Raw genomic sequence first — 21,919 nt, forward strand, 5'->3', positions numbered from 1 at the left:
TTAACTTTGTGTAACTACTTTGCCTCCTTCTTTATTTTTACTATAAACCTTACCTCTTGCTGCAATATCCCTATCAACCAGTTCTATCACTGCCATTGAAGCGCAATCACCCTTTCGAGTGCTAAATTTTATTATTCTAGAATACCCACCTTTACGATCTTGATAACGGCTGGCTAAGACGTTTAATAACTTATCAACTGCTAACTTACTATTATGAAGGCGTGAAAGCAAAAGTCTTCTACCATGTAAAGTATTCTTATTCTTAGCAATTGTAATAAACTTTTCGACATATGGACGAAGTTCCTTAGCTTTTGGTAAAGTAGTTACAATCTGCTCATGGTTAATTAATGAGATAGATAGATTCTTTAACGTCGATAATCTATGTTCAGTACAACGAGATAGTTTACGTTTTTTTATTCCATGTTTCATATATCACCTAATCTTCATCAGTATGTTGTTTAGCCAACTCATCTATATCCTTAGGTGGCCAGTTTAGCACATTCATACCCAAAGACAAGCCAAAATTAGTCAAAACTGCCTTAATCTCATTCAAAGACTTTCTGCCAAAATTAGCAGTTCTTAACATTTCACCTTCTGCCTTTTGTACAAGATCACCTATATAAGTGATGTTTTCGTTTTTCAGACAGTTATGAGACCTGACAGATAATTCCATTTCATCTACCTTACGCAATAAGACAGGGTCATAACCCAAATCTTTAGCACCACTAGACGAAGAAACCTGCGATTTTTTATAACTTACATCAGAACTAATAAAGGGCTGAAGTTGCTCCTGTAATATTCTTGCAGCAGAGTCAACAGCTTGACTCGGAGAAATTGTACCATCAGTTTCAATTGACAATATCAGCTTATCCTTATCAGTCACTTGGCCAACACGACTGTTCTCTACCCTGTACGAAACCCTGTTGACAGGGCTATACAAAGCATTAACTGGAATAAAACCAATTAAATCCTGTTCACTCATAAGCTTCAAAAGTTCATTTTCTTTATATTTAGTTACAGGAAGATAACCTTTTCCGCTAGCCACATATATGGTCATGTTAAGCTCCACATTTTGCCCCAGCGTACATATTAACAAATCTTTATTAACAATAGAGCATTGATCATCAGTTTCTATCATCCCAGCTAATACCTGGCAAGGCCCTTTAGCGTTTAAATTTAAGCATTTATTAGAAGCACCATTTAATTTACACCTCAACATACCCATATTTAATACTATATCAGTTACGTCTTCTCTTACCCCTTGAATTGAAGTGAACTCATGAGTTACACCTTCAATTTTTATTCCATAAACAGCACTACCTTTAAGAGAAGATAACATTACACGTCTTAATGCATTGCCTAATGTTAAAGCAAAACCACTTTCCAACGGTTCTAGCACTATATCACTTTTTTCACTTGAATCATCTGATATTACCTTAACTGAACTAGGTTTAATCAATTTATCTAAATTGCTACAGAGAGAAACATCATTATTATAATACATAAAACAACCTTTTCAAATATCCTATACTCTTCTTTTTTTTCTTAACCTGCACCCATTATGAGGAATTGCGGTTTTATCTGCAATTGAAGTCACAGTCAACCCACAGCTCTGAAGTGCTTTAACCGCAGCTTCGGTACCAAAGCCAGGGCCGCGAATTATTACAGAGACAACCTTCATACCAAATCTCTCCATTGCGTTCTTCGCAGCAGACTCCGCAGCCTTACCTGCAGCATAAGGTGTGGATTTTCTCGAACCTGAAAAACCACATGCACCCACAGAAGTTTGACATAGCGTATTACCATGAACATCAGTTACATTTACGAAAGTATTATTAAAAGTTGCACGAATATGGACAACACCAGTAATAAACTCCTTCTTACTCTTACTAACCGTTTTGACTTTTTTCATTAAAACTCACAATAATAATAAATTTTATTTTTTCCCAGCAATAGGCAACCGAGATCTACCTTTACGAGTCTTAGCATTAGTATGAGTCCTTTGCCCTCTCACAGGTAAACCTTTTCTATGTCTCACCCCTCTATAGCATCCCATTTCCACTAAAGATTTTATGTTCATAGCCACTTCTTTTCTGAGCTCACCTTCTATAACATAATTTTGTCTAATGAAACCGCTGATCTTTTCTATATCTTCATCTCGTAATTCTGAAACACGTTTGCGCTTATCAACTTCGCAAGCGTGACAAATTACATTCGCAGTAGCAATACCTATACCATATATATAAGTTAATGCAAAAGGAACACACTTCCTCACTGGAATATTTATGCCTGCAATACGTGCCACTGATACCTCGATACTTTATTAATAACAACTCTTAATTTATACCATAAAACAACTCAGAGTCAAACCAAATTACAAGAAATTTTACTTTCAATCTCTTGCGTCACCTCATCAACACTCAAATTAGCGTCAATTGTTAATAATTTGCCTTTATAATACTCGCGTAAACCTTTCATTTGAAGGTGATATTCACTTATTCTCTTATTAATTGCAGACATATCAGCATCATCAATTCTTTTCTCTAACCTCGTACTTTTACATTTAGCACAAGTAGTACTCTTAAAAGAAGATACACTATATATGCTTTTACAGTCCAAACACGCGAGACGATTTTTTAACCTATCGATTGCAATATTATCGTCAAGCTGCAGCTCAACTACAATGTCAACATCCCTATTATATTTTTCTTGCAAAACTTGAGTCAAAAAATGAGCCTGGTTTAAATTTCTCGGAAAACCATCTAATAAGCAATTATCATCCACTAATGCAAGCTGGTCACGTAATAATCCACATATAATTTCATCTTGAATTAAATTACCAGATTCCACGGTACCCTTTATTTTTTTACCTAACTCACTACTGCTAGATATAATATTCCTTAATAAATCCCCTACTGAAATTAATTTTAAATTATATTTTGCTATTAACAAGCTTGACTGAGTACCTTTACCAGAACCTGGAGGACCAAAAATCGTAATGATCATCTTACTTTCCTCGTTTTAGACTCATATTTCTTTATCCAGTTGTCGTACCTATTTGAAAAAATATAAGATTGTATTTGCATAATAGTATCAGTAATAACGTTCACTATAATCAGTAAGCTCGTCCCACCAAAAATAAATGGTATATCATAATAATATCTCATAACTTCAGGTACAGTACATATGACTACCAAATACGCAGAGCCAATGAATGTCAACTTAAAAACTATATCTTGAAGGTAATCAGAAGTATGTTTCCCAGGTCTTCTACCAGGTATAAAACCACCATTTTTTTTAAGAAAATCTGCGTTTTCCTCTGGATTAAATATAAAATTGGTATAGAAAAAATTAAAAAATACTATCAGCACCAAATAGGCTACAATATATACTACTTTATTTGCCATAAAGTAATTCAAAATAAAATCAGAAAAAGCGTGCCCCTTATAGAAATTTGCAATTGAAATAGGTGTCAATAAAATTGCATTAGCAAAAATGGTTGGTACTACACCAGATAAATTAATCTTCAATGGAATATAAGTAAAATCGTCATTATGTAATCTTTTAAATTGCTTTTTAGGATGTTGAACAATAACCTTTCTATAAGAAGACTCTACAAAAATGACTAAGAGTAGCAGCAAAAAAAACAATACCAAAACAAAAAGGATAATAAATAACGATACGCTACCGTTTTTATTTAACGTTAACAAAGATGACAAAGCGCTGTGTAACTCTGATATTATACCCGTGAAAATGATTAATGAGATACCATTGCCTATACCGCTAGCGCTAATTCGTTCACCAAGCCATATTAAAAGCATAGTTCCACCTAAAAGGCTGAAAACACCTATTGTACGAAACATAACACCAGGTTCGATTACAACCAATACCCCTTCCCTATTCATCCCTTCCAATCCAACCAAAATTGGAATTGATTGAAATACACAAATTACTATGGTCAGATAGCGTATATAAGAATTCATCTTTCTACGGCCTGACTCTCCATCATTCTTAACTTCCTTCATTCCTTTAATCGCAGAAGAAAGTAACTGAATAATGATAGAAGCCATTATATATGGCATAACGTTCAATGCTAGAATTGTCATTCTAGCCAATGCACCACCAGAAAATAAATTAAATACTCCAAAAACGCCTGAGCCATCTTTGGGAAATATATCATTAATTACATCAAGATTAATTCCAGGAATAGGCACATAAGTACCCAAGCGATAGCAAATTAAAGCTATTAGCGTAAAAAATATACGCTTTAATAAATCGCCTTTATATAACAACGTAGGATCCAAGCTATTAAATGCTGATTTATTGCCCATGACTTACGATAGTATTTCCACACTACCACCAACTGAAGCTACAGATTTTTTTGCAGCTTCTGACGCAAAATCAACATGAAACACAAATTTTTCGCTCAACTTACCTTTATTAAGAAGTTTAATTTTATCCTTAATAGACTTTATAAAACCTAATTTATACAGCCTCTCCTTATCTATAACAGAGTCTTTCACTATTTTTTTAGCTTCCATTAAGCGCTGTATATCGCCAACATTAATTATAGAGTATATGCTCCTACGTATAGGCTTAAAACCTCTTTTAGGCAAACGAGTATATATAGACTGTTGTCCACCCTCAAAACCATTTATAGAAACTCCACTTCTAGCCTTCTGCCCTTTATGCCCTCTACCGGATGTTTTACCTTTACCACAACCGATACCTCTACCCAGCAACTTAGGCTTCTTTTTCTTAGATAATTTAGTAAATATAGAGTTTAATTTTACAGCATTATTCATACTTTACCTGTTTCCAACTATCTCGCTAATCTTTTTGCCTCTTTTGCTTGCTACCTGACGAGGAGATAACATACTATCAAAAGCCTTAAACACCGCACATATAACGTTATGAGGATTACTTGATCTAGTGGATTTAGCTACCACATCCTTTATACCTAACACCTCAAAAACTGATCTAATCGCTCCACCAGCAATAATACCTGTTCCGGCTCTTGCGGTTCTTAAAACTATCTCACCAGAACAAAATTTAGCTTTAATATCATGATGCAAAGTTCTACCTTCACGCAAGTACACTCTAATCATTGATTTCTTTGCAGCATTTACAGCTTTGACTCTTGCTTCAGCAACTTCTGCGTGCTTACCTATTCCACACCCTACCCTACCCTTCTCATCGCCAACAACAACCAAAATTGAAAATGAAAATCTTCTACCACCTTTGGTAACCGTTGTCACTCTTCGTACCGAAACTAAAAGCTCTGATAAATCATTATTATTTTGTAAATTCTTTATAGCCATATTCAAAACCTTCTAAAATTCAAATCCAGAACTTCTTAAAGCCTCAGCAAATTGAGAAACTAATCCTGTGTATTTATACGCTCCACGATCAAACGTAAGCTGCTGCTCTAATTTCATGCCAGACAGACGCTCAACCATTAAAGAAGAAACCTGTTTTATAGTTTCAGCGTTGACTTTCCCTTTACATACATCCTTAATTTTAGCATCCAAAGTAGAAGCTGAAGTGAGAGTTATTCCTTTTACATCATTAATTAACTGGACATAAAAATGCCTATTAGATTTAAATATGGATATACGTAAACGTTCAGCGCTCTTGTCAAGCTTCGCTCTATTACGTAACTTCCTTTTTTCAGAATTACTTAAAAAATTATACGATCTTTTCATTTTTATTACTTCTTTTTACTTACAACCTTACGCAGCATAAATTTGCCTTTTATTACAACACCCTTACCTTTATAAGGATCATATTTTCTAATTTTGCATATATCAGACGCCACCATATAGACCTTCTGCTTATCCATACCACTAACTACTAAGTGAGTTGGCTTTATGCACTTAATCTCAACATCTTTAGGCACTTTATATTTAACATTATGGCTATAACCAAGATATAAAGTCAAATACTTACCATCACACTCTGCCTTATATCCCACACCGTTAATCTCAAGATTAACAGAAAAACCATCAACCATGCCGTTAATGATATTATTAATATTACTCCTATAAGTGCCCCACATAGGCTTTATTTTATCATAATTATCTTTATCTTGATCAACAGAAAGCAATAGCTGATTATCAATAATCTGACACACAACATCCCTGATCAAGCTAACTTCCTTTTCAGCCTTAGCACTCTTTATTAACATACTACCATTATTATATTCAACTGAAACACCAGCAGGAATATTGATAGGAGCAGCACCTATACGAGACATGAATTTCTCCTATTATTTAAAATACACGACACAAAACTTCTCCACCAACCTTTAATTTATGTGCATTATAATCAGTCATCACTCCTTTGGGTGTCGATATAATAAAAATACCAAGACCATTATATGCTTTAGAAATGTCCTTATACTTAGAATAACGACGACAACCAGGCTTTGACACCCTAACTATGTCACTAATTACAGGTGACTTCTCATAATACTTCAATTTTACAATGAAAGAAGGTAAGTTATCTACAACTTGCTTTTCATAATCAAGGATATACCCTTCCTCTTTTAAAATCTCCAATATAGAAGAATTCATCTTAGAAAATAGTACCCTTGTTGCCCTATGCATTGCCAATTGAGCATTACGTATCCTTGTTAAAAAATCACCAATACTATCAGATAACGCCACAATATACTCCTTATATTATATTTACCAACTAGACTTTGTAACTCCTGGAATTTGCCCAAAAGAACATAAATCACGCAAAACAATTCTACATAAACCAAATTTTCTATATACTCCTCTTGGTCTCCCAGTTAAAGCACACCTATTTCTAATTTTGGTTTTAGAAGAATTTCTAGGCAATTTTTTAATTAATTTATTTTGAGCTGTAAACCTTTCTACAATAGACAAATTCTTATTATTTATTATAGATTTCAATTTTTCTCTTTTTTTTTTATATTGATCGCACAACTTTATTCTGCGAAGATTTCTTTCTATCATAGATTTTTTTGCCATATATTTCTCCTCTCAATTAATCAAAAAAAGGAAATTTAAGAGCCAGTAATAATTCCTTTGCTTCCTTATCACTAACTGCACTTGTTATAATATTAATATCCATACCTCTAATTTTACTTATTTTATCATAGTCTATTTCTAAAAACGAGATATGTTCCTTTATACCAAAGGAAAAATTACCATTACCGTCAAATTGCTTCACACTAAATCCTCTAAAATCTTTTTCCCTTGGCAAAGCAATATATATCAATCTTTCTAAAAACTCATACATTTTATCTCTACGCAAAGTTACTTTGCAACCTACTGTAGCACCTTTTCTGATCTTGAAGCCAGAAATAGATTTTTTTGCAAAAGTTGATAAAGGCTTCTGCCCAGCAATCAAATATAGGCTATCAAGTGGTTCATTTATTGCTTTACTATCTGTAGCAGCATCTCCAATGCCCATATTGATACACACCTTGACAAGTTTAGGCACTTGCATTATATTGCCGTAATTAAACTTATCCTTCAAGGACTTTACTATGCTATCTTTATACAATTCTTTAAACATATCAACCTAATCTATCACTTCTCCAGAAACTTTTGCAAAACGCACTTTTCTACCGTCTATAACCTTAAACCCCACTCTAGTTGGAGTTTTATATTTAGGGTCCAATGTTGCAACGTTGGATATATCAATAGCTAACTCTTTATTTAATATATCACCACTACTACCAGCTTTTGGTTTAGTATGTCTCTTATGCACATTCACTCCAGAAACAATTACTTTCTTTTTAGCATCACGTGCTATAACTTTGATTACCTTACCAATTTTTCCCTTATCTTTACCAGTTAAAACTATAACGTCGTCACCACTTTTTATTTTAGCACTCATTATAAAACCTCAACAGCTAATGACATTATCTTCATAAAAGAACCAGATGATAACTTTTTTACCGGACCAAACACCCGAGTGCCAAATGGTTCACCTTGATCGTTAATCAAAACTACAGCATTGCTAGAAAAACGAATTACAGAACCATCAGATTTCCTAATAGGGCTTTTCACCCTCACCACAACTGCTCTATATACTTTTCCCTTCTCAACTTTCCCTCTTGGAGTAATGGATTTAGTAGATACAATAACTGTGTCACCTATAGATGCAGACTTTCTACCACCCAATAAACCAATACAAAGCACTGCACGCGCGCCAGAATTATCAGCTACTTCCAACAATGTATTTTTTTGAATCATATAAATATCCTATTCAATGTGAGCTATTAACAATAACCCATTTTTTAGTAGTAGAAATAGGCTTGTGTTCTTGTATTAAAACCTTGTCCCCTTCTTTACAACTATTATTCTCATCATGTGCTGTATACTTCTTGTATTTTTTTATAACCTTTTTATACAGCTCATCCTTATACACTTGTAATACCGAAACCTTTACAGTCTTATCACACTTAGCCTTAGTTACAGTACCACAAAAAACCTTTTTAGGCATTCTTTTCCTCTCTTCTTCTTTTATTTAATGTAGTTAAAATACGAGCTATGCTCTTTCTTATTAAGCTAAAACGCGAAATATTGTTGCACTGGCCCAGCTTCTTTTGAAAAACCAAATTAACAAACTCTTTTCTCAAATTCACAAGAATTTCATGCAATTCTTGCGAAGACCTCGATTCAATGTCAGCTATATCCATTGCAACTCCATTTAATTATGATTAGATACAAATTTACACTTCATAGGAAGCTTAGCAGTTGCCTTTTCAAGCGCCAATCTTGCTAAATGCATGGGAACATCACTGCTAATTTCAAACAACATTCTACCGGGCTTAGCTTTAAATACCCAAAACTCAACACTACCTTTCCCTTTACCCATACGCACATCCGCCGGCTTTTTACTAACAGGGATATCAGGAAAAATTCTTATCCACACTTTACCAGAGCGTTTTAATGTTCTAGATATTACACGCCTTGCAGTTTCAATATGCTTAGATTGAATCCTACCTGCTTCCATAGCCTTTAGACCATAATCCCCAAAAGATAATGTGCTACCACCTTTCGTGTTACCCTTAATTCGTCCTTTAAATACTTTTTTATATTTACTTTTTTTAGGAATAAACATTTCAATATACCTAATTAGTTACCAATATAAACCCAGACCTTAACTCCTATGATGCCATATATAGTTTTTGCTTCAGCAAAAGCATAATCTATATTAGCACGTAAAGTATGCAAAGGCAAACGGCCTTCTTTATACCACTCAGTACGAGCTATCTCAGCTCCGCCAAGGCGCCCAGAACAACTTACTTTAATACCTCTAGCACCCATCCTCAAACAACTTTGAATAGCTTTTTTCATCGCTCTTCTAAATGAAACCCTTTTTTCTAACTGCTGTGCAATGCTGTTTGATATTAAAACTGCATCTATTTCAGACCTTTTAACCCCTACTACATTCACTTCCACATTATTTTTTACTTTTTCAGCTATCTTTTGCTTTATCTTCTCAATATCCGAGCCTTTCTTACCTATTATCACTCCAGGTCTAGAAGAATGTATTATTACAGATACCAAATCGATCGTACGCTCTATAATTACTTTAGAAACACCAGCATGCTTAAAAGATTCATTTATATAACTGCGAATAGATAAATCTTGATGCAACCCTTGTTTATAACCCTTCTCAGCATACCAAATAGATGACCAAGTATTAATTATTTTTAACCTAAATCCTTTAGGATTAACGTTTCCCATATTTTTGCACTTTCCTTATTAATTTTCTATTTTTATGAATCATATAATTTCCCCCAACTTTACAGTTATATTACTATAACGTTTACTAACTCTATTAGCTCTACCCATAGCTTTTGGACATACCCTACGCAAAGTAAGAGACTTACCTATTAAAATTTCTTTTATATATAAATTATCGATATCCAATCCATAATTTTGAGCATTAGCAATCGCAGAATTTAATACCTTCCTTATAAGACCTGCAGCTTTCTTTTCACAAAATCTTAATTGCACAGTGGCAAAAGAAACTTTTTTATTACGTACTAAACCAGCAACCAAATTCAATTTACGAGGAGTTGATTTTAAAACCCTAGAACCAGCTTTAACTATTACATCTCTGTTTTTCATATCAATTACCTTCTTGTCGCCTTTTTATCACCACTATGCCCAGTAAATTTACGAGTGGGTGAAAACTCACCAAACTTATGACCTATCATATTCTGATCATTAACATTCACAGGAATGTAATCCTTACCATTATAAACAGCAAACTTTAAACCTAAACAATTAGGAAGAATTACAGAGGCCCTGGAATGAACTTTTATAGCCATGTTAACAAACCCCTTGTTTAAAGCATTATTCACCGACTTTAATATAGAAGGATGACAAAAAGGAGGCTTCCATGCAGATCTACTCATAAACTAACCTTTCAATTGTTTTATATACTTATCACTAGATTTATTTCTCCTTCGAGTTTTCTTTCCTTTTGTTGCAACACCCCAAGGAGTAACAGGATGACGACCACCAGAGGTTTTTCCTTCCCCGCCTCCATGAGGATGATCAACTGGATTCATTGCAACTCCACGTACAGTAGGTCTAATCCCAAGCCACCTACTTCTCCCAGCTTTACCCAACTTTCTATTCTTATGGTCAGGATTAGATACTACACCAATAGTAGCCTTGCAAGAAGATAAAATCAACCTAATTTGACCAGACCTGAGTCGTAATAAAACATATTGGCCATCACGACCAACGATTTGTGCATAACAACCAGCAGCTCTAGCAATCGCAGCACCATTACCTGGCTTCAGCTCAACATTATGAACGAAAGAACCAACAGGTATATGCTTGAGTAGTAAACAATTCCCTGGCAAAATATCAGCATCATTCCCAGCTGTAACAACATCACCTGGCTTCATACCTTGAGGAGCTAATATATAAGACTTAATATCATCTTCCTTATATGATATTAACGCCAAAAACCCACTTCTATTTGGGTCATACTCTATTTTTTCAACTATACCTTGACCACTTCTATTACGCTTAAAATCTATCACTCTATACTTCTTTTTGTGACCACCACCCCTATGACGAGTTGTAATTCTACCATGATTATTTCTTCCACCACTGGACTTTTTACCGGATGTAAGAGACTTTTCTGGCTCATCTTTTGATAAACCAACTTTACTTACTAACACAGTCCCACGAGAAGACGGAGTAACAGGATTAAAAAATTTCATACCCATACTAAACGCTCATTATATCTAATTTTTGACCATCCATCAAAGAAAAATAAACTTTCTTTTTCTGTTTTTCACAACCAACCACACCCCTAAAACGCCTATATTTAGGCTTAATTCTAACAACATTTATAGAAGAAATTTTAACATCAAATAGAGACTCTATTGCCAACTTTATTTGACGCTTATTTACATTTACAAAAACATACAAAGAATATTTATTAAACTTCTCCCTCAAAAAAGAGGCCTTTTCTGTAATTATAGAAGATTTTATTATATTATTATATTTGATCATAACAATCTACCTTCAAGATGCTTTAAAGTATCTTTTGTCAACATCACGCATTCGTGATTCAATATATCAAAAACATTTAACCCAATAGGTTTGATTAAGTCTACATAGTGCAAGTTTTTAGCCGCACGCAACAAATCATCTCCATAATCACCAACTATCAAAAAGGAAGAAAATTTAAAATTTTTAATACATTTACACATTTCAGACGTTTTCTTCACATCAATATTTAAATTATCCAGAATAATTACTTGATTATTTAAATACTTTAGAGATAAAGCAATTTTTAAACCAAATTTGCGTACCTTCTTATTAAGAGAATAAGTATGACTCCTCACAACAGGGCCGAAAATAATCCCACCACCTCTAAATTGAGGAGATCGCAAGCTCCCTTGTCTTGCCCTACCGGTACGTTTTTGACCATAAGGTTTAGCTGTTGTACCAGAGACATCACTAATACCTTTTGTTTTATGAGTACCAGCTCTTCTCTTCGCTAATTGCCATCTCACTATATCATGCAAAATACTCAATTTTTGCTTAGCAGAAAATATCAAAGGATTGAGCTGAGCAGTACCTACATTATCATTAGATAGATTAACTAAATTACATTCCATAACTAACTTACCAAATTACTAGCATCATCATTTATATCTAACAGTAAACCTACCGGAAAAGGAACATCTTTATGTAAAGATTTTTTAACTGCATCTCTTACAAAAACATAGGAATTTTTAAACCCAGGAACATTATTACCCTTCACAGCAATTATACTATTTTCATGATCAATGGATAATATCTTCATATTTTGTGCAGTTATCCTGCTGTTACCTAAATGACCAGCCATTTTCTTTCCTTTGAATACTCTACCAGGATCCTGACATTGGCCAGTGGAACCTTGTGATCTGTGAGCAATAGAAACACCATGAGATGCCCTAAGCCCACTGAAATTATGCCGCTTCATCACACCAGCAAATCCTTTACCTATAGAATAACCCGTAATATCAAGATATTGACCAACCACAAAATGATTGATTCCCACTTTTTTACCACATTCTATTCCCGACAGGTCATTTAATCTACTTTCGTATAACTTACATTTATTATTTATACCCTTTTTCTTTAAATATTCCAACTGAGGTTTTGCTATATTTTTAAAATCTCCTGTGCCTAAAATGACTGAATTATAGCCACATTTATCTTGTCCTTTTATATCAATAATATGAGTTTCGCTGAGATGCAATAAAGTTACAGCCATGCGACTATTGTCAGAATACATAGCAGTATGACCAATATTCATCATTAGCAAACCAATTCTCCTCAGCGAATTTATTCTCTTCATTTCCTTCTCCTAAACCTTAACTTCCTTGACTTTTAAATCCACTTCTACGCCAGCAGAAAAAGATAAACCTGTAAGCATCTGCATCATAGTAGGAGTAAGATCATGTAAAACAATCAAACGCCTAGAAGTTCTCATTTCAAACTGTTCACGAGATTTTTTATCAACGTGAGGAGATCTATTAACAATAAATTTAGAATCTTTCCTTGGCAACGCAATCGGACCAGATAATTTTGCACTGGACCGCTTTAATTCATCAACAAATTTTCGAATACACTCCTCCAATAAAGAACAATCGAAAGCCTTAATGTTAATATATATATCTTGCTTCATCTTAGTTACTACACTCACTCCAAAATTTCAGAAACAACACCAGAACCAACAGTTCTACCGCCTTCTCTTATCGCAAAACGCAATCCCTTATCCATTGCTATCGGTACTTGCAATTCTACTTCTACACTCACATTATCTCCTGGCATTACCATCTCCTTCCCATCTAGCAATTTTATGCTCCCAGTTACATCCGTTGTCCTTAAATAAAACTGTGGCTGGTAATTCGCAAAAAATGGTGTATGCCTTCCTCCTTCCTCTTTCTTTAATATATAAACCTCCGCCTTAAACTTTCTATGCGGTGTTATCGTCCCCGGTTTCGCTAATACTTGCCCTCTCTCCACTTCTTCTCTTTTTGTTCCTCTTAACAATATTCCTACATTGAGTCCTGCACTTCCCTTATCCAGCAACTTCTTAAACATCTCAACACCTGTGCATATCGTCTTTTGCGTCGCTTTCAGACCTATTATCTCTATCTCTTCTCCCGTCTTTATCTCTCCCTTCTCTATTCTTCCTGTTACCACTGTTCCTCGCCCCGATATCGAAAATACATCTTCGATTGGCAATAAAATGGTAAATCCACAGGCCTTGGTGGAACCGCTACATATTCATCTAACTTTTCCATCAATTTATCTATTGATTTCTTTCCATATTCGCTGCTGTCATCCTCCAGCGCCTTGAGCGCTGAACCAACCACCACAAGCACTTCATCCCCTGGAAATCCGTATTTACTCAGTAATTCCCTCACTTCCATTTCTACTAAATCTATCATATCAGCATCAGCAACATCAGCTTTATTTATATACACCACGATATATCCAACACCTACCTGCTTCGCCAGCAATATATGCTCTCTCGTTTGTGGCATTGGCCCATCAACCCCCGACACTACCAATATCGCCGCATCCATCTGTGCTGCACCTACTATCATGTTCTTTACATAGTCAGCGTGTCCAGGACAATCAACGTGTGCATAATGCCTTTTCTCTGTCTGATACTCAACATGCGCTGTTGCTATCGTTATCCCCCTCTTCCTTTCTTCTGGCGCTTTGTCTATCTGATCGTACGCTACAAAATTTCCATAATGCTTCGTTATCGCCGCTGTTAACGTCGTCTTTCCATGATCCACATGTCCTATTGTTCCCACATTTACATGCGGCTTTCCAAATGCTTCCACTATTGCTGTCATAATTTAAACTTTTCTACCTAAAATACAAATACATCAATAAATAATATGTTGATTTTATAAAAATACAACAAAAAAAAGAGCGGATAGTGGGAATCGAACCCACGTCACTAGCTTGGAAGGCTAGAGCTCTACCATTGAGCTATACCCGCACAATGGAGGAGGTAGGATTCGAACCTACGCACGCTCACGCGGACAGATTTACAGTCTGTTACCTTTAACCACTCGGTCACTCCTCCGCAAAAATTTGTTAAGAGAATACTATTTTAGCATCTTAACTTAAGCTCTTATTGTATTTAATACTAAACGCCTAAAATTAAAAAATCAAGCAATAAAACCTACCCTGATTAAAATCATGCAGATTTCATTTTATATAACACAATATTGCCAATAAAACGCCTAAACAAATAATGCGAATCATGCGTACCTGGCGCTTCTTCTGGATGATATTGCACAGAAAAGACTAGGTAATCTTTCATCATTATTCCCTCTACACTATTATCAAATAGAGAAATGTGAGTAATTTCAACATTACTTGGAAGAGAAGCTGAATCAACAACAAAACCATGATTTTGGCTAGTGATCTCAACTTTTCCACTAATTACATCATAAACTGGATGGTTACTCCCTCGGTGACCTATATCCATCTTGATGGTCTTTGCCCCCAAAGTAATCGCAAGTAATTGATGGCCCATGCATATGCCAAAAATTGGTATTTTAGATTTTATAATAATGTCTATTTCTGAAACTACACTTTCTCCTATTTCTTGCGGATCACCAGGACCATTTGAAAGCACTATACCATCTGGATTCATACTCAACACTTTTTGAGCAAAACCTGTGCTTGGTCTGATTAATTCAACTGTACAACCAAGTTCTATTAAGCGTGAAATTATACTGATTTTTACGCCAAAATCAACGATTACAATCCTATATTTTGCATTAAGGTCAATAGCTCTATCTGATGTCATTCCAGTGCGTGACACTGGAATCCATATATTTTTTGCTGGATCCGAGTAGTCAGCTACTTGGATGACAAAGTGCTCCGCTAGTCTATTATTTTCAAAACTGTTATTTAAACTAACCTTATTAGTTATTTCTATCCCATTTACAGGTTTGTATTCCTTCAATTTGTCTAATGCATGCGCCTTACTCGATGAGCATATCATTCCATTTTGAGATCCATGTTCTCTCAAATGTCTTGTTAAAGCTCTAGTATCAACTCCTGATATCCCAATCACGTTATTTTTCTCTAACCAATCATTTAAACTGATATATGAAGAAGGGTGGGACATAGAAGAAAGTTCACGCATAACCACACCACTTGCAAAAATTTTCTTTCCTTCATTATCTTTATGATTTATTCCAATGTTACCAATATGAGGAAAAGTGAACGTTATAATTTGATCGGCAAAAGAAGGATCAGTTATAGTATGCTGATAACCGGTCATACCAGTGGTAAAACAAACCTCGCCTATGCACTTGCCTTTTTTACCTACTGATTTTCCCCAAAAGCACTTGCCATCTTGTAAAATTAAAACTGCGTCCTGCACTTCATTATCTATTTAACTGATTCAAAACAGTATACAAGAATTTCAAATAATACGTAACTCTTTCTAAAATTCCAAATTTAACCACGAAGCAGCAAAAAATAACATGAAAAACTTTTAATACAATCTTTCATATAAAATATATAGTTGACTACCTTCATATTTCGTATTAGATATAGGTAAATCATAAGTAAAGTGGAGGGTAATAATGAACACTGGTACAAATCAATCAAAAAAAATAAATGAGAAGTGGTTAGCTGGAGGAATTGGCGCGCTATTATTTGTAATGATGCTACCGTCGATTCTTCTTTTAGCAAAAATAGCTATAGGGCTAATTATGGTTTCAGTTGCAGCAATAGCGATAAAAGTTGCCTTAAAAACAATATCTAATGCTTTAGAGGATAAACAGGCAGATCAAAGCCAAGCGACGCAACAAACAACACAAAGTAAAATTATAAACCTGGCTATTGGATTAACATCTATATTCGTAGGAGGATTATCACTATTCATTATAGCACAAACTGGCTTAATTGCAGCATGTGCAGCTATAACTGCTTTAGCTCTACACGAATATGTTAAAAATCAAGAAATAGGAAAAGAGATAAATGATAAATTCGATAAGGTAGCTGACGATACAATCAATTTTATTGTTAGCAGTGTTGAAAAACTTATTCCAACAAAGCCGCCAGGCATAACAGCCTAAACTGTCTCCGTTCAGGGCATAAGTGTTACAAGTAGCATTATATAAAGCGATTAATGGCATCCTCCTGATAATAGAATAATTGTATCTGTTCAGGGGCATCGCAAATATTGAAGCAAAAGTGGTCAGTACTTACTATACGAATATTGTGATTTGAATCCACTAGGGAGGATGTCATCCCAGTGCCCAGACACTGGGATCCAGGAATTTTGATTAGAGATTAAATTGGTGAGTATAAAAGTAGCTAATCCTACGTTAAAATACAACGTTTTTAATGGGACTGCGTAAAAGGGCTGGATTCCAGTGTCAAGCACTGGAATGACACCTTTGTGTTTGAGGCAAAACCTGCTATAACATTTCTTCGCAAACAAACGTTCGTACAGTTATGTATCAGCTACTTTCATGGCACCATTTGTTGTAAACTCACATTTCTCTATGATTATCTTTATTTGCCGCTTTCCCGAACGGATGCTCTACAGTTATTTCCTCATTAATAGAGCGAGGTGCACCGGAACCAGGTACAACGATATTCTCGTGCGATTGCATATCCTTCTTTTCCTCACATGGTGTTTGCTTAATGAAATGTGCTGCTAAAACTTCATGTAAAGCTTTACCTTTTATAAGCACAGCCTCGTTTTGCTTAGCTAACTCTAAAATTTTCTTTGGTTCAACATCTTTACCGTCAATAGTTGATTTTTTAATACTAACTTGACCTAAATTTATATTTAGAACAACAGTACAGTTAAGGTCTTTTCCAGATTCATCTTTTGGTTAGGTAAGGAAGTAGTATGCTACTACTCCCTCCCTTAGAAACGCAGCATGCAGGTTTCTCCACACTACGCTTGAGCCCCTTATCTAAGTCCTTCTTTTCTCGAACCGGCTTGTCCTTCATGATTCCTCAGAAAACATCATTCTTAATGGTGACACCAACAGCAGAGAACCTTCTCTTGAGAAAGAGCTTGCTAACATTTTTGTTTGTTTCACTCTTTCATCAAAATACTTTTTCCATTTTAAGTCAAGTGGATTTGCATCCGCCCTGATTTTAACATGTCGTCTGATAGGTATATCAATCAACCTAAGCAGTCTTAAATACCTTATCTCTTTCGGTTTGTTCTTGCATATGGGTGCAGCAAAGACCCATTGGCGTTGTTTCATTACCTTGAAGTAACGATTCTTTATCCAACGTAATCCTTTACGAGGATGTCTTTTCTTTGCCCATTTCCATAGAGCACACATAATTTCATGGTCTATTTTGTTAAAAGCTCTTTTCGCACACACATGGCTGTAGTAATTTTCCCATCCCCTTAATAGGGAATTGAGCAACTTGATTAGTACGGCCTGAGTGTTCGCTATGTTTGCCTTTTTATCAATGTACGTGCTTTATTAAGAAGTTTCTTAATACTTTCTTTTGAAGGTTTTATAATTAACTTCTTATTATACCTGCGTACATTACAACCAAAAAGTCAAACCCTGTTGTAATAGATGTAATTTTGTTTTCTCTTCGGAAAGGATAAGACCTCTCTCCTGAAGAAAGGACGATACTAGAGGTTTTACTTCATTTTCCAGTACTTCACGTGTGATTCCTGAAATGATAAAGTCATCTGCGTACCTGATTACATTTACTCCACTTCTGATTTTGCTTCTTCTTTTACTGCCAAGTTTACCAAATTGACTTTCCAATGATTTTTCAAGTCCATTTAGGGCTAGATTTGCTAGTATTGGAGAGATGATACTACCTTGTGGGGTACCTGCAGTTGTGGAATACAGAGTTTTTGATTCTAGGAAGCCAGCTTTTAACCAGCTATGAAGAATTTTCTTCTCCATAGGAATATGCTTCATGAGCCATTCATGGTTAATGTTATCAAAACACCCTTTAAGAGGTTGTCCGGAAACTAGTAAATTCAAGCATATTCCCTCTTTAACATAACCCTACTCATAGCTAGGTATATGAAATTCTCAGTGGATGTTGTGAGTAAATCATACTCCTTCGATAGCCTTCTATTCCTATTAACCCAAGCAAAAGTCCTTTCTACAACCCATCTTCTTGGCTGTACTTTAAACCCTTGTTCTCTTGTTGGTAGTAGCTCAGGTGGCGTATCTTTGTGCACCCAAAATCTACATGGAGGCCTTTTAACAATTTCAATATCTATGTCATATTCTTCCTTTATGTGATTCTTTAAATTTCTTCCTTGGTATCCCATGTCAGCCCACATTTTTTAACTTTAGTATATTTTGTTCTCATATTGTTTAATGCTATTTTAATACCATCTCTATCATTTTCGTTAGCAGCGCCTACGTAACAACCTAGTATAAAACCCTGAGTGTCTGTAATTATATGCCTTTTTCTACCCTTTACTTTTTACTTCCATCATAGCTTTGATCCCCCTTTTCTGTAGTCTTTACAGATTGACTATCTACTATACAGGCACTCGGCTGCTCATTCTTTCCTATTTTTCTTCTACTATATTTTGTAATTTCATAATTCATTTTCTCAAAAATTCCCTGCTTCTTCCATTGCCTGAACTGCTCATACACAGTCTTCCATAGCGGAAAATCATTTGGTAAATACCGCCATTGACACCCTGTACGCAATACATAGAAAATTGCTTCTAATATTTCTTTTTTGCTATACTTTGGCAGCCTTCCTCCTTTCTTGTATGATACTCTGAAGTGTTTTTCTATTCTTGCCCATTCCCTTTCGCTTAGATCTGTTGGATACTTTTTTCTCATCTTTACCCCGTACTAAAATTTCAGATATTATAGCCTTTTACTTGTTTCCGGACAACCTCTTAATAGATTTACAATACTAGAAAACATTTCACACCTCTATTGTTATAAGTAAACTTGATTATATCTTAATGCTAAATGTTGTAAAGCTAAAATTAGAAACTAAAAAAGCTAACATAAGTTCTGCATTGTTTGCAGCTTTATCAGCTTATTAGGTAGAATTATTAAAGAACTAGTTGAACATATGTTATCAACTCCATCCACAAGTTCTCCGCTTGTTACTCCAGTTGCAATAAACACTGATTCACCTCTTGCCATATCTTTTACGGTGTAGATTTTTTCTGGGTCATGGATATTTAAATTTTTTGCTCTTTCTTTTAATTGATCCGTGTCAAATATTAATCTTCCCTCCATCTGCCCACCGATTGAACTCAGCGCTGCAGCCGCAAGCACCCCTTCTGGTGCCCCTCCTATTCCGATATACATATCATGATTGCCATTTACTAGTGAAACTACGGCTGCAACATCGCCATCATCTATTAGTTTAATTTTTGCTCCTAATTTCCTGATTTTCTCTATTAATTCATTGTGCCTTTCACGTTTAAGTACAGTTACCACGAGATCATTCACTTTGCATTTTTTTGCCTTGGCTAAATTGTCTAGATTCTTTTCAATGCTATTTTTTAGTGAGACTACACCCTCTGGAAGATTTTTTCCTACTGCTATCTTTTCCATATAAACATCAGGTGCATGTAAAAAATTACCTTTTTTCGTTGCAGCAAGAACGGACATTGCCCCTGATTTGTAATGAGCACAAATCGTAGTGCCTTCAAGTGGGTCAACGGCAATGTCGATTTCAGGACCATTTCCAGTGCCAACCTTCTCGCCAATATATAGCATCGGCGCTTCATCTCTCTCACCTTCACCAATTACGATAGTACCATTTATTTCCATTGAATTTAATACTGTACGCATTGCATCAACTGCAACCTGATCAGCCTTTTTTTCATCGCCGAAGCCTGCTAGTTTATATGCAGCAAGTGCTGCAGCTTCGGTCACTTTAACTAATTTACAAGCTAAATCTTCCATCATTTGCTCGAGAATCATAAATAAAGAATCCAATATATATCATGCAACTTTAGACTGCAATATGTCTTGACTGGTTGTGGGAAAGTTGCTGTAATAAACTAACATATAGTAGTAGGTTTAGTTATGGTATATAGTAATGATGATATTAGAGAGTTGTATCGAAAGATAGCTACAATTGTAAAATATGATGATAAGGGAATTGCTAGTCTTAAAGATTTGCAAAAGGAACCAAAGTGGAAAGAAGTTAATTTCCAAGATAAATGTGAAGGAGACAATTCATTAGAAGACTTACTTCTAAAACATGCAACCAAAAATAACAACACACGCGTTAAGGATTTTCTCCTCCAAAATGGGTGTAAACCCCTTCAACAAGAGCAAATAACCGCAGCGATAAACAAGGAAGAAGAGGCACCTAATGTGGAAGAGAATAGAGCAGACAGTAATGAAGTAGATTCTAGTAACTCCATAAACCCTGGTATGACTGCTGAAGTACTTTACGGGCAACTAATACAAGGAAAAAAACAAATTCGGCAATTTTTGACTCGTTTGCAAATGCTGTAAGAGAGTCCAATATTACCGGCGATCGTAGCGTATTTCTAGATGTTGTAAAATTGTTTACAGATTTAGATGCTGTAATCCATCTTACAGATACTGCTTCCAGGACTATATTGGATATAGCTGCAATAACAAAACAAGCTGACGTTGTTAAGGTACTTTTGGATAGTGGCAAATTTAATGAAGAAGAAAAATTGCATGCCTTGAATTCTGCTATTGTTCAAGGTAATGTCCAAGAAGTTGAGCTAATTTTAGGTTACGTGAGTCCTGCAAACAGGAAAGAGGCTTTAGAAGTGGCCATACAGGTAGGTAAAACTGAAATTGTTAATGCGTTCTTGAATAGTGGTAAGCTTAATGAAGAAAACAGAGCAAAACCTTGCAGCAGTAATGGGAACATTGGTAGTAGACCTATAGCAACAGTTCCTCTAACCAGTACCAATGGTGATAATCATAATAACAAAAACAAAACGCCTGTAATACCAGAGGAAACAAATACTAAGCAAACTGCCACACCAAATAATGATAATAAAGCTAACGGCTTCGTAGATGCTCAATTTTCTATGCCAAATGAACAAGAAACTAAATATAAAGAGAGCAAAAAGGATTTTTACACCTCATTGACAAAAGATGTTGTTGGAGTTGTTATTACAGGATTATTCATTACTGCTGCTGTAATGGTTCCATTTGTAGCTGGTGCAGTAGTTTGCAGTGTCATAGCTGCTTTGGTTGCAATATACACCGGGTTGCATGTAAAAAATTCTACATTATCAAGTTATAGGGAGATGAGAGAGAATGAAGTTGAACGTGTAACAGGATGTCATCCCAGTGCCCAGACACTGGGATCCAGAAAGCCATAATAAAAACTAGATCCAGCGTCACGCGCTGGAATGACACCCTCTGGTGGGCTCAAACCATATGAGTAGC

The 21,919-nt window shown here is 35.3% G+C and carries 35 protein-coding genes, 2 tRNA genes and 3 pseudogenes; 3 read left to right on the top strand and 37 right to left on the bottom strand.

Annotated elements, in window-relative coordinates:
• The 30 genes and pseudogenes from rplQ to carA form a co-directional block, all read right to left on the bottom strand.
• Window positions 1–429: a 50S ribosomal protein L17 gene (gene rplQ / locus J4T77_RS03000; RefSeq protein ID WP_007550873.1), complete on the bottom strand. Its 429-nt coding sequence runs from the start codon at window positions 427–429 to the stop codon at window positions 1–3.
• 7 nt (window positions 430–436) lie between these two features.
• Window positions 437–1,504, bottom strand: coding sequence for a DNA-directed RNA polymerase subunit alpha (locus J4T77_RS03005; protein ID WP_190321298.1), 1,068 nt, complete (start codon window positions 1,502–1,504; stop codon window positions 437–439).
• Between the two features lie 21 nt (window positions 1,505–1,525).
• Window positions 1,526–1,912: a 30S ribosomal protein S11 gene (rpsK, locus tag J4T77_RS03010; protein WP_015589137.1), complete on the bottom strand. Its 387-nt coding sequence runs from the start codon at window positions 1,910–1,912 to the stop codon at window positions 1,526–1,528.
• A 24-nt stretch (window positions 1,913–1,936) separates the two neighbouring features.
• Window positions 1,937–2,305 carry a 30S ribosomal protein S13 gene (gene rpsM / locus J4T77_RS03015; RefSeq protein ID WP_010962745.1) on the bottom strand — a complete coding sequence of 123 codons (369 nt, stop codon included), beginning with the start codon at window positions 2,303–2,305 and terminating at the stop codon, window positions 1,937–1,939.
• Between the two features lie 59 nt (window positions 2,306–2,364).
• On the bottom strand, window positions 2,365–3,006 hold the full coding sequence (locus J4T77_RS03020) for an adenylate kinase family protein (protein ID WP_007550178.1): 642 nt from the start codon (window positions 3,004–3,006) through the stop codon (window positions 2,365–2,367).
• The gene (gene secY, locus J4T77_RS03025) at window positions 3,003–4,331 is read right to left on the bottom strand and encodes a preprotein translocase subunit SecY (RefSeq protein WP_010962747.1); all 1,329 of its coding nucleotides are present in this window, start codon (window positions 4,329–4,331) and stop codon (window positions 3,003–3,005) included. The genes J4T77_RS03020 and secY overlap by 4 nt, the downstream gene beginning before the upstream one ends.
• A gap of 3 nt (window positions 4,332–4,334) precedes the next feature.
• Window positions 4,335–4,805, bottom strand: coding sequence for a 50S ribosomal protein L15 (rplO, locus tag J4T77_RS03030; protein WP_006279863.1), 471 nt, complete (start codon window positions 4,803–4,805; stop codon window positions 4,335–4,337).
• A gap of 3 nt (window positions 4,806–4,808) precedes the next feature.
• Window positions 4,809–5,321, bottom strand: coding sequence for a 30S ribosomal protein S5 (gene rpsE / locus J4T77_RS03035; protein ID WP_190321299.1), 513 nt, complete (start codon window positions 5,319–5,321; stop codon window positions 4,809–4,811).
• Window positions 5,322–5,333: 12 nt separating this feature from the next.
• On the bottom strand, window positions 5,334–5,705 hold the full coding sequence (gene rplR / locus J4T77_RS03040) for a 50S ribosomal protein L18 (RefSeq protein ID WP_006279867.1): 372 nt from the start codon (window positions 5,703–5,705) through the stop codon (window positions 5,334–5,336).
• 5 nt (window positions 5,706–5,710) lie between these two features.
• Window positions 5,711–6,256: a 50S ribosomal protein L6 gene (gene rplF / locus J4T77_RS03045; RefSeq protein ID WP_007551152.1), complete on the bottom strand. Its 546-nt coding sequence runs from the start codon at window positions 6,254–6,256 to the stop codon at window positions 5,711–5,713.
• A gap of 16 nt (window positions 6,257–6,272) precedes the next feature.
• On the bottom strand, window positions 6,273–6,668 hold the full coding sequence (gene rpsH / locus J4T77_RS03050) for a 30S ribosomal protein S8 (RefSeq protein ID WP_007551150.1): 396 nt from the start codon (window positions 6,666–6,668) through the stop codon (window positions 6,273–6,275).
• 21 nt (window positions 6,669–6,689) lie between these two features.
• Window positions 6,690–6,998: a 30S ribosomal protein S14 gene (gene rpsN, locus J4T77_RS03055; protein WP_038249595.1), complete on the bottom strand. Its 309-nt coding sequence runs from the start codon at window positions 6,996–6,998 to the stop codon at window positions 6,690–6,692.
• A 16-nt stretch (window positions 6,999–7,014) separates the two neighbouring features.
• On the bottom strand, window positions 7,015–7,548 hold the full coding sequence (rplE, locus tag J4T77_RS03060; RefSeq protein WP_190321300.1) for a 50S ribosomal protein L5: 534 nt from the start codon (window positions 7,546–7,548) through the stop codon (window positions 7,015–7,017).
• A 6-nt stretch (window positions 7,549–7,554) separates the two neighbouring features.
• Window positions 7,555–7,872, bottom strand: coding sequence for a 50S ribosomal protein L24 (gene rplX, locus J4T77_RS03065; RefSeq protein WP_190321301.1), 318 nt, complete (start codon window positions 7,870–7,872; stop codon window positions 7,555–7,557).
• A complete protein-coding gene (gene rplN, locus J4T77_RS03070) occupies window positions 7,872–8,231 on the bottom strand; it encodes a 50S ribosomal protein L14 (RefSeq protein ID WP_190321302.1) in 360 nt (119 codons plus the stop codon). Before rplN ends, rplX begins: the two co-directional genes overlap by 1 nt.
• Before the next feature lie 13 nt (window positions 8,232–8,244).
• Entirely contained in the window at window positions 8,245–8,481 is a 237-nt protein-coding gene (rpsQ, locus tag J4T77_RS03075; RefSeq protein WP_007549925.1) for a 30S ribosomal protein S17, read from the bottom strand.
• On the bottom strand, window positions 8,474–8,677 hold the full coding sequence (rpmC, locus tag J4T77_RS03080) for a 50S ribosomal protein L29 (protein WP_006279350.1): 204 nt from the start codon (window positions 8,675–8,677) through the stop codon (window positions 8,474–8,476). The genes rpsQ and rpmC overlap by 8 nt, the downstream gene beginning before the upstream one ends.
• A gap of 11 nt (window positions 8,678–8,688) precedes the next feature.
• Window positions 8,689–9,102: a 50S ribosomal protein L16 gene (gene rplP, locus J4T77_RS03085; RefSeq protein WP_190321303.1), complete on the bottom strand. Its 414-nt coding sequence runs from the start codon at window positions 9,100–9,102 to the stop codon at window positions 8,689–8,691.
• Window positions 9,103–9,116: 14 nt separating this feature from the next.
• A complete protein-coding gene (gene rpsC, locus J4T77_RS03090) occupies window positions 9,117–9,731 on the bottom strand; it encodes a 30S ribosomal protein S3 (RefSeq protein WP_010962753.1) in 615 nt (204 codons plus the stop codon).
• 39 nt (window positions 9,732–9,770) lie between these two features.
• The gene (rplV, locus tag J4T77_RS03095; RefSeq protein ID WP_007549821.1) at window positions 9,771–10,118 is read right to left on the bottom strand and encodes a 50S ribosomal protein L22; all 348 of its coding nucleotides are present in this window, start codon (window positions 10,116–10,118) and stop codon (window positions 9,771–9,773) included.
• 5 nt (window positions 10,119–10,123) lie between these two features.
• Window positions 10,124–10,408 (bottom strand): 30S ribosomal protein S19, encoded by a 285-nt coding sequence (gene rpsS / locus J4T77_RS03100; protein WP_006279181.1) that lies wholly within the window; start codon window positions 10,406–10,408, stop codon window positions 10,124–10,126.
• 3 nt (window positions 10,409–10,411) lie between these two features.
• Window positions 10,412–11,236 (bottom strand): 50S ribosomal protein L2, encoded by an 825-nt coding sequence (gene rplB, locus J4T77_RS03105; RefSeq protein WP_015589143.1) that lies wholly within the window; start codon window positions 11,234–11,236, stop codon window positions 10,412–10,414.
• 1 nt (window position 11,237) lies between these two features.
• Window positions 11,238–11,525, bottom strand: coding sequence for a 50S ribosomal protein L23 (locus J4T77_RS03110; protein ID WP_010962755.1), 288 nt, complete (start codon window positions 11,523–11,525; stop codon window positions 11,238–11,240).
• Window positions 11,522–12,136, bottom strand: coding sequence for a 50S ribosomal protein L4 (rplD, locus tag J4T77_RS03115; protein WP_012673183.1), 615 nt, complete (start codon window positions 12,134–12,136; stop codon window positions 11,522–11,524). The genes J4T77_RS03110 and rplD overlap by 4 nt, the downstream gene beginning before the upstream one ends.
• A 2-nt stretch (window positions 12,137–12,138) precedes the next feature.
• Entirely contained in the window at window positions 12,139–12,861 is a 723-nt protein-coding gene (gene rplC, locus J4T77_RS03120) for a 50S ribosomal protein L3 (protein ID WP_190321304.1), read from the bottom strand.
• Window positions 12,862–12,870: 9 nt separating this feature from the next.
• Window positions 12,871–13,191, bottom strand: a complete 321-nt coding sequence (rpsJ, locus tag J4T77_RS03125) for a 30S ribosomal protein S10 (protein WP_190321305.1) — start codon at window positions 13,189–13,191, stop codon at window positions 12,871–12,873.
• A gap of 14 nt (window positions 13,192–13,205) precedes the next feature.
• Window positions 13,206–14,377, bottom strand: a pseudogene (gene tuf, locus J4T77_RS03130) (elongation factor Tu).
• Window positions 14,378–14,455: 78 nt separating this feature from the next.
• Window positions 14,456–14,526, bottom strand: a tRNA-Gly gene (locus tag J4T77_RS03135).
• Between the two features lie 4 nt (window positions 14,527–14,530).
• A tRNA-Tyr gene (locus tag J4T77_RS03140) sits at window positions 14,531–14,613 on the bottom strand.
• 114 nt (window positions 14,614–14,727) lie between these two features.
• Window positions 14,728–15,927 carry a glutamine-hydrolyzing carbamoyl-phosphate synthase small subunit gene (carA, locus tag J4T77_RS03145; protein ID WP_190321307.1) on the bottom strand — a complete coding sequence of 400 codons (1,200 nt, stop codon included), beginning with the start codon at window positions 15,925–15,927 and terminating at the stop codon, window positions 14,728–14,730.
• 205 nt (window positions 15,928–16,132) lie between these two features.
• Between carA and J4T77_RS03150 the strand changes: the two genes are divergently transcribed.
• Window positions 16,133–16,627, top strand: a complete 495-nt coding sequence (locus J4T77_RS03150) for a hypothetical protein (RefSeq protein WP_010962761.1) — start codon at window positions 16,133–16,135, stop codon at window positions 16,625–16,627.
• 122 nt (window positions 16,628–16,749) lie between these two features.
• On the opposite strand, the gene J4T77_RS03155 is transcribed toward J4T77_RS03150, so the two are convergent.
• The 7 genes and pseudogenes from J4T77_RS03155 to glpX form a co-directional block, all read right to left on the bottom strand.
• Window positions 16,750–16,995: a hypothetical protein gene (locus J4T77_RS03155; protein ID WP_233641117.1), complete on the bottom strand. Its 246-nt coding sequence runs from the start codon at window positions 16,993–16,995 to the stop codon at window positions 16,750–16,752.
• A gap of 52 nt (window positions 16,996–17,047) precedes the next feature.
• Window positions 17,048–17,251 (bottom strand): hypothetical protein, encoded by a 204-nt coding sequence (locus J4T77_RS03160; protein ID WP_223823107.1) that lies wholly within the window; start codon window positions 17,249–17,251, stop codon window positions 17,048–17,050.
• Between the two features lie 140 nt (window positions 17,252–17,391).
• Window positions 17,392–17,516 (bottom strand): annotated as a pseudogene (locus J4T77_RS03165) (Rpn family recombination-promoting nuclease/putative transposase); the annotation flags it as partial.
• Window positions 17,513–17,947 (bottom strand): group II intron maturase-specific domain-containing protein, encoded by a 435-nt coding sequence (locus tag J4T77_RS03170; protein ID WP_233641118.1) that lies wholly within the window; start codon window positions 17,945–17,947, stop codon window positions 17,513–17,515. The gene J4T77_RS03170 and the pseudogene J4T77_RS03165, both read right to left, overlap by 4 nt.
• A gap of 126 nt (window positions 17,948–18,073) precedes the next feature.
• Window positions 18,074–18,529, bottom strand: a complete 456-nt coding sequence (locus J4T77_RS03175) for a reverse transcriptase domain-containing protein (protein ID WP_233641119.1) — start codon at window positions 18,527–18,529, stop codon at window positions 18,074–18,076.
• Window positions 18,526–19,354, bottom strand: a pseudogene (locus tag J4T77_RS03180) (IS5 family transposase). The gene J4T77_RS03175 and the pseudogene J4T77_RS03180 overlap by 4 nt, the downstream one beginning before the upstream one ends.
• A gap of 168 nt (window positions 19,355–19,522) precedes the next feature.
• Complete coding sequence (gene glpX, locus J4T77_RS03185; RefSeq protein WP_190321310.1) at window positions 19,523–20,440, bottom strand: class II fructose-bisphosphatase; 918 nt, start codon at window positions 20,438–20,440, stop codon at window positions 19,523–19,525.
• Between the two features lie 123 nt (window positions 20,441–20,563).
• Here glpX and J4T77_RS03190 point away from each other — a divergent pair, with 123 nt between their 5' ends.
• Window positions 20,564–21,001 carry a hypothetical protein gene (locus J4T77_RS03190; protein ID WP_223823108.1) on the top strand — a complete coding sequence of 146 codons (438 nt, stop codon included), beginning with the start codon at window positions 20,564–20,566 and terminating at the stop codon, window positions 20,999–21,001.
• Between the two features lie 50 nt (window positions 21,002–21,051).
• Window positions 21,052–21,852: an ankyrin repeat domain-containing protein gene (locus J4T77_RS03195; RefSeq protein ID WP_223823109.1), complete on the top strand. Its 801-nt coding sequence runs from the start codon at window positions 21,052–21,054 to the stop codon at window positions 21,850–21,852.
• Window positions 21,853–21,919: the final 67 nt, after the last annotated feature.

This window comes from Wolbachia endosymbiont of Drosophila innubila (assembly GCF_021378375.1).
Classification (GTDB): domain Bacteria; phylum Pseudomonadota; class Alphaproteobacteria; order Rickettsiales; family Anaplasmataceae; genus Wolbachia; species Wolbachia pipientis.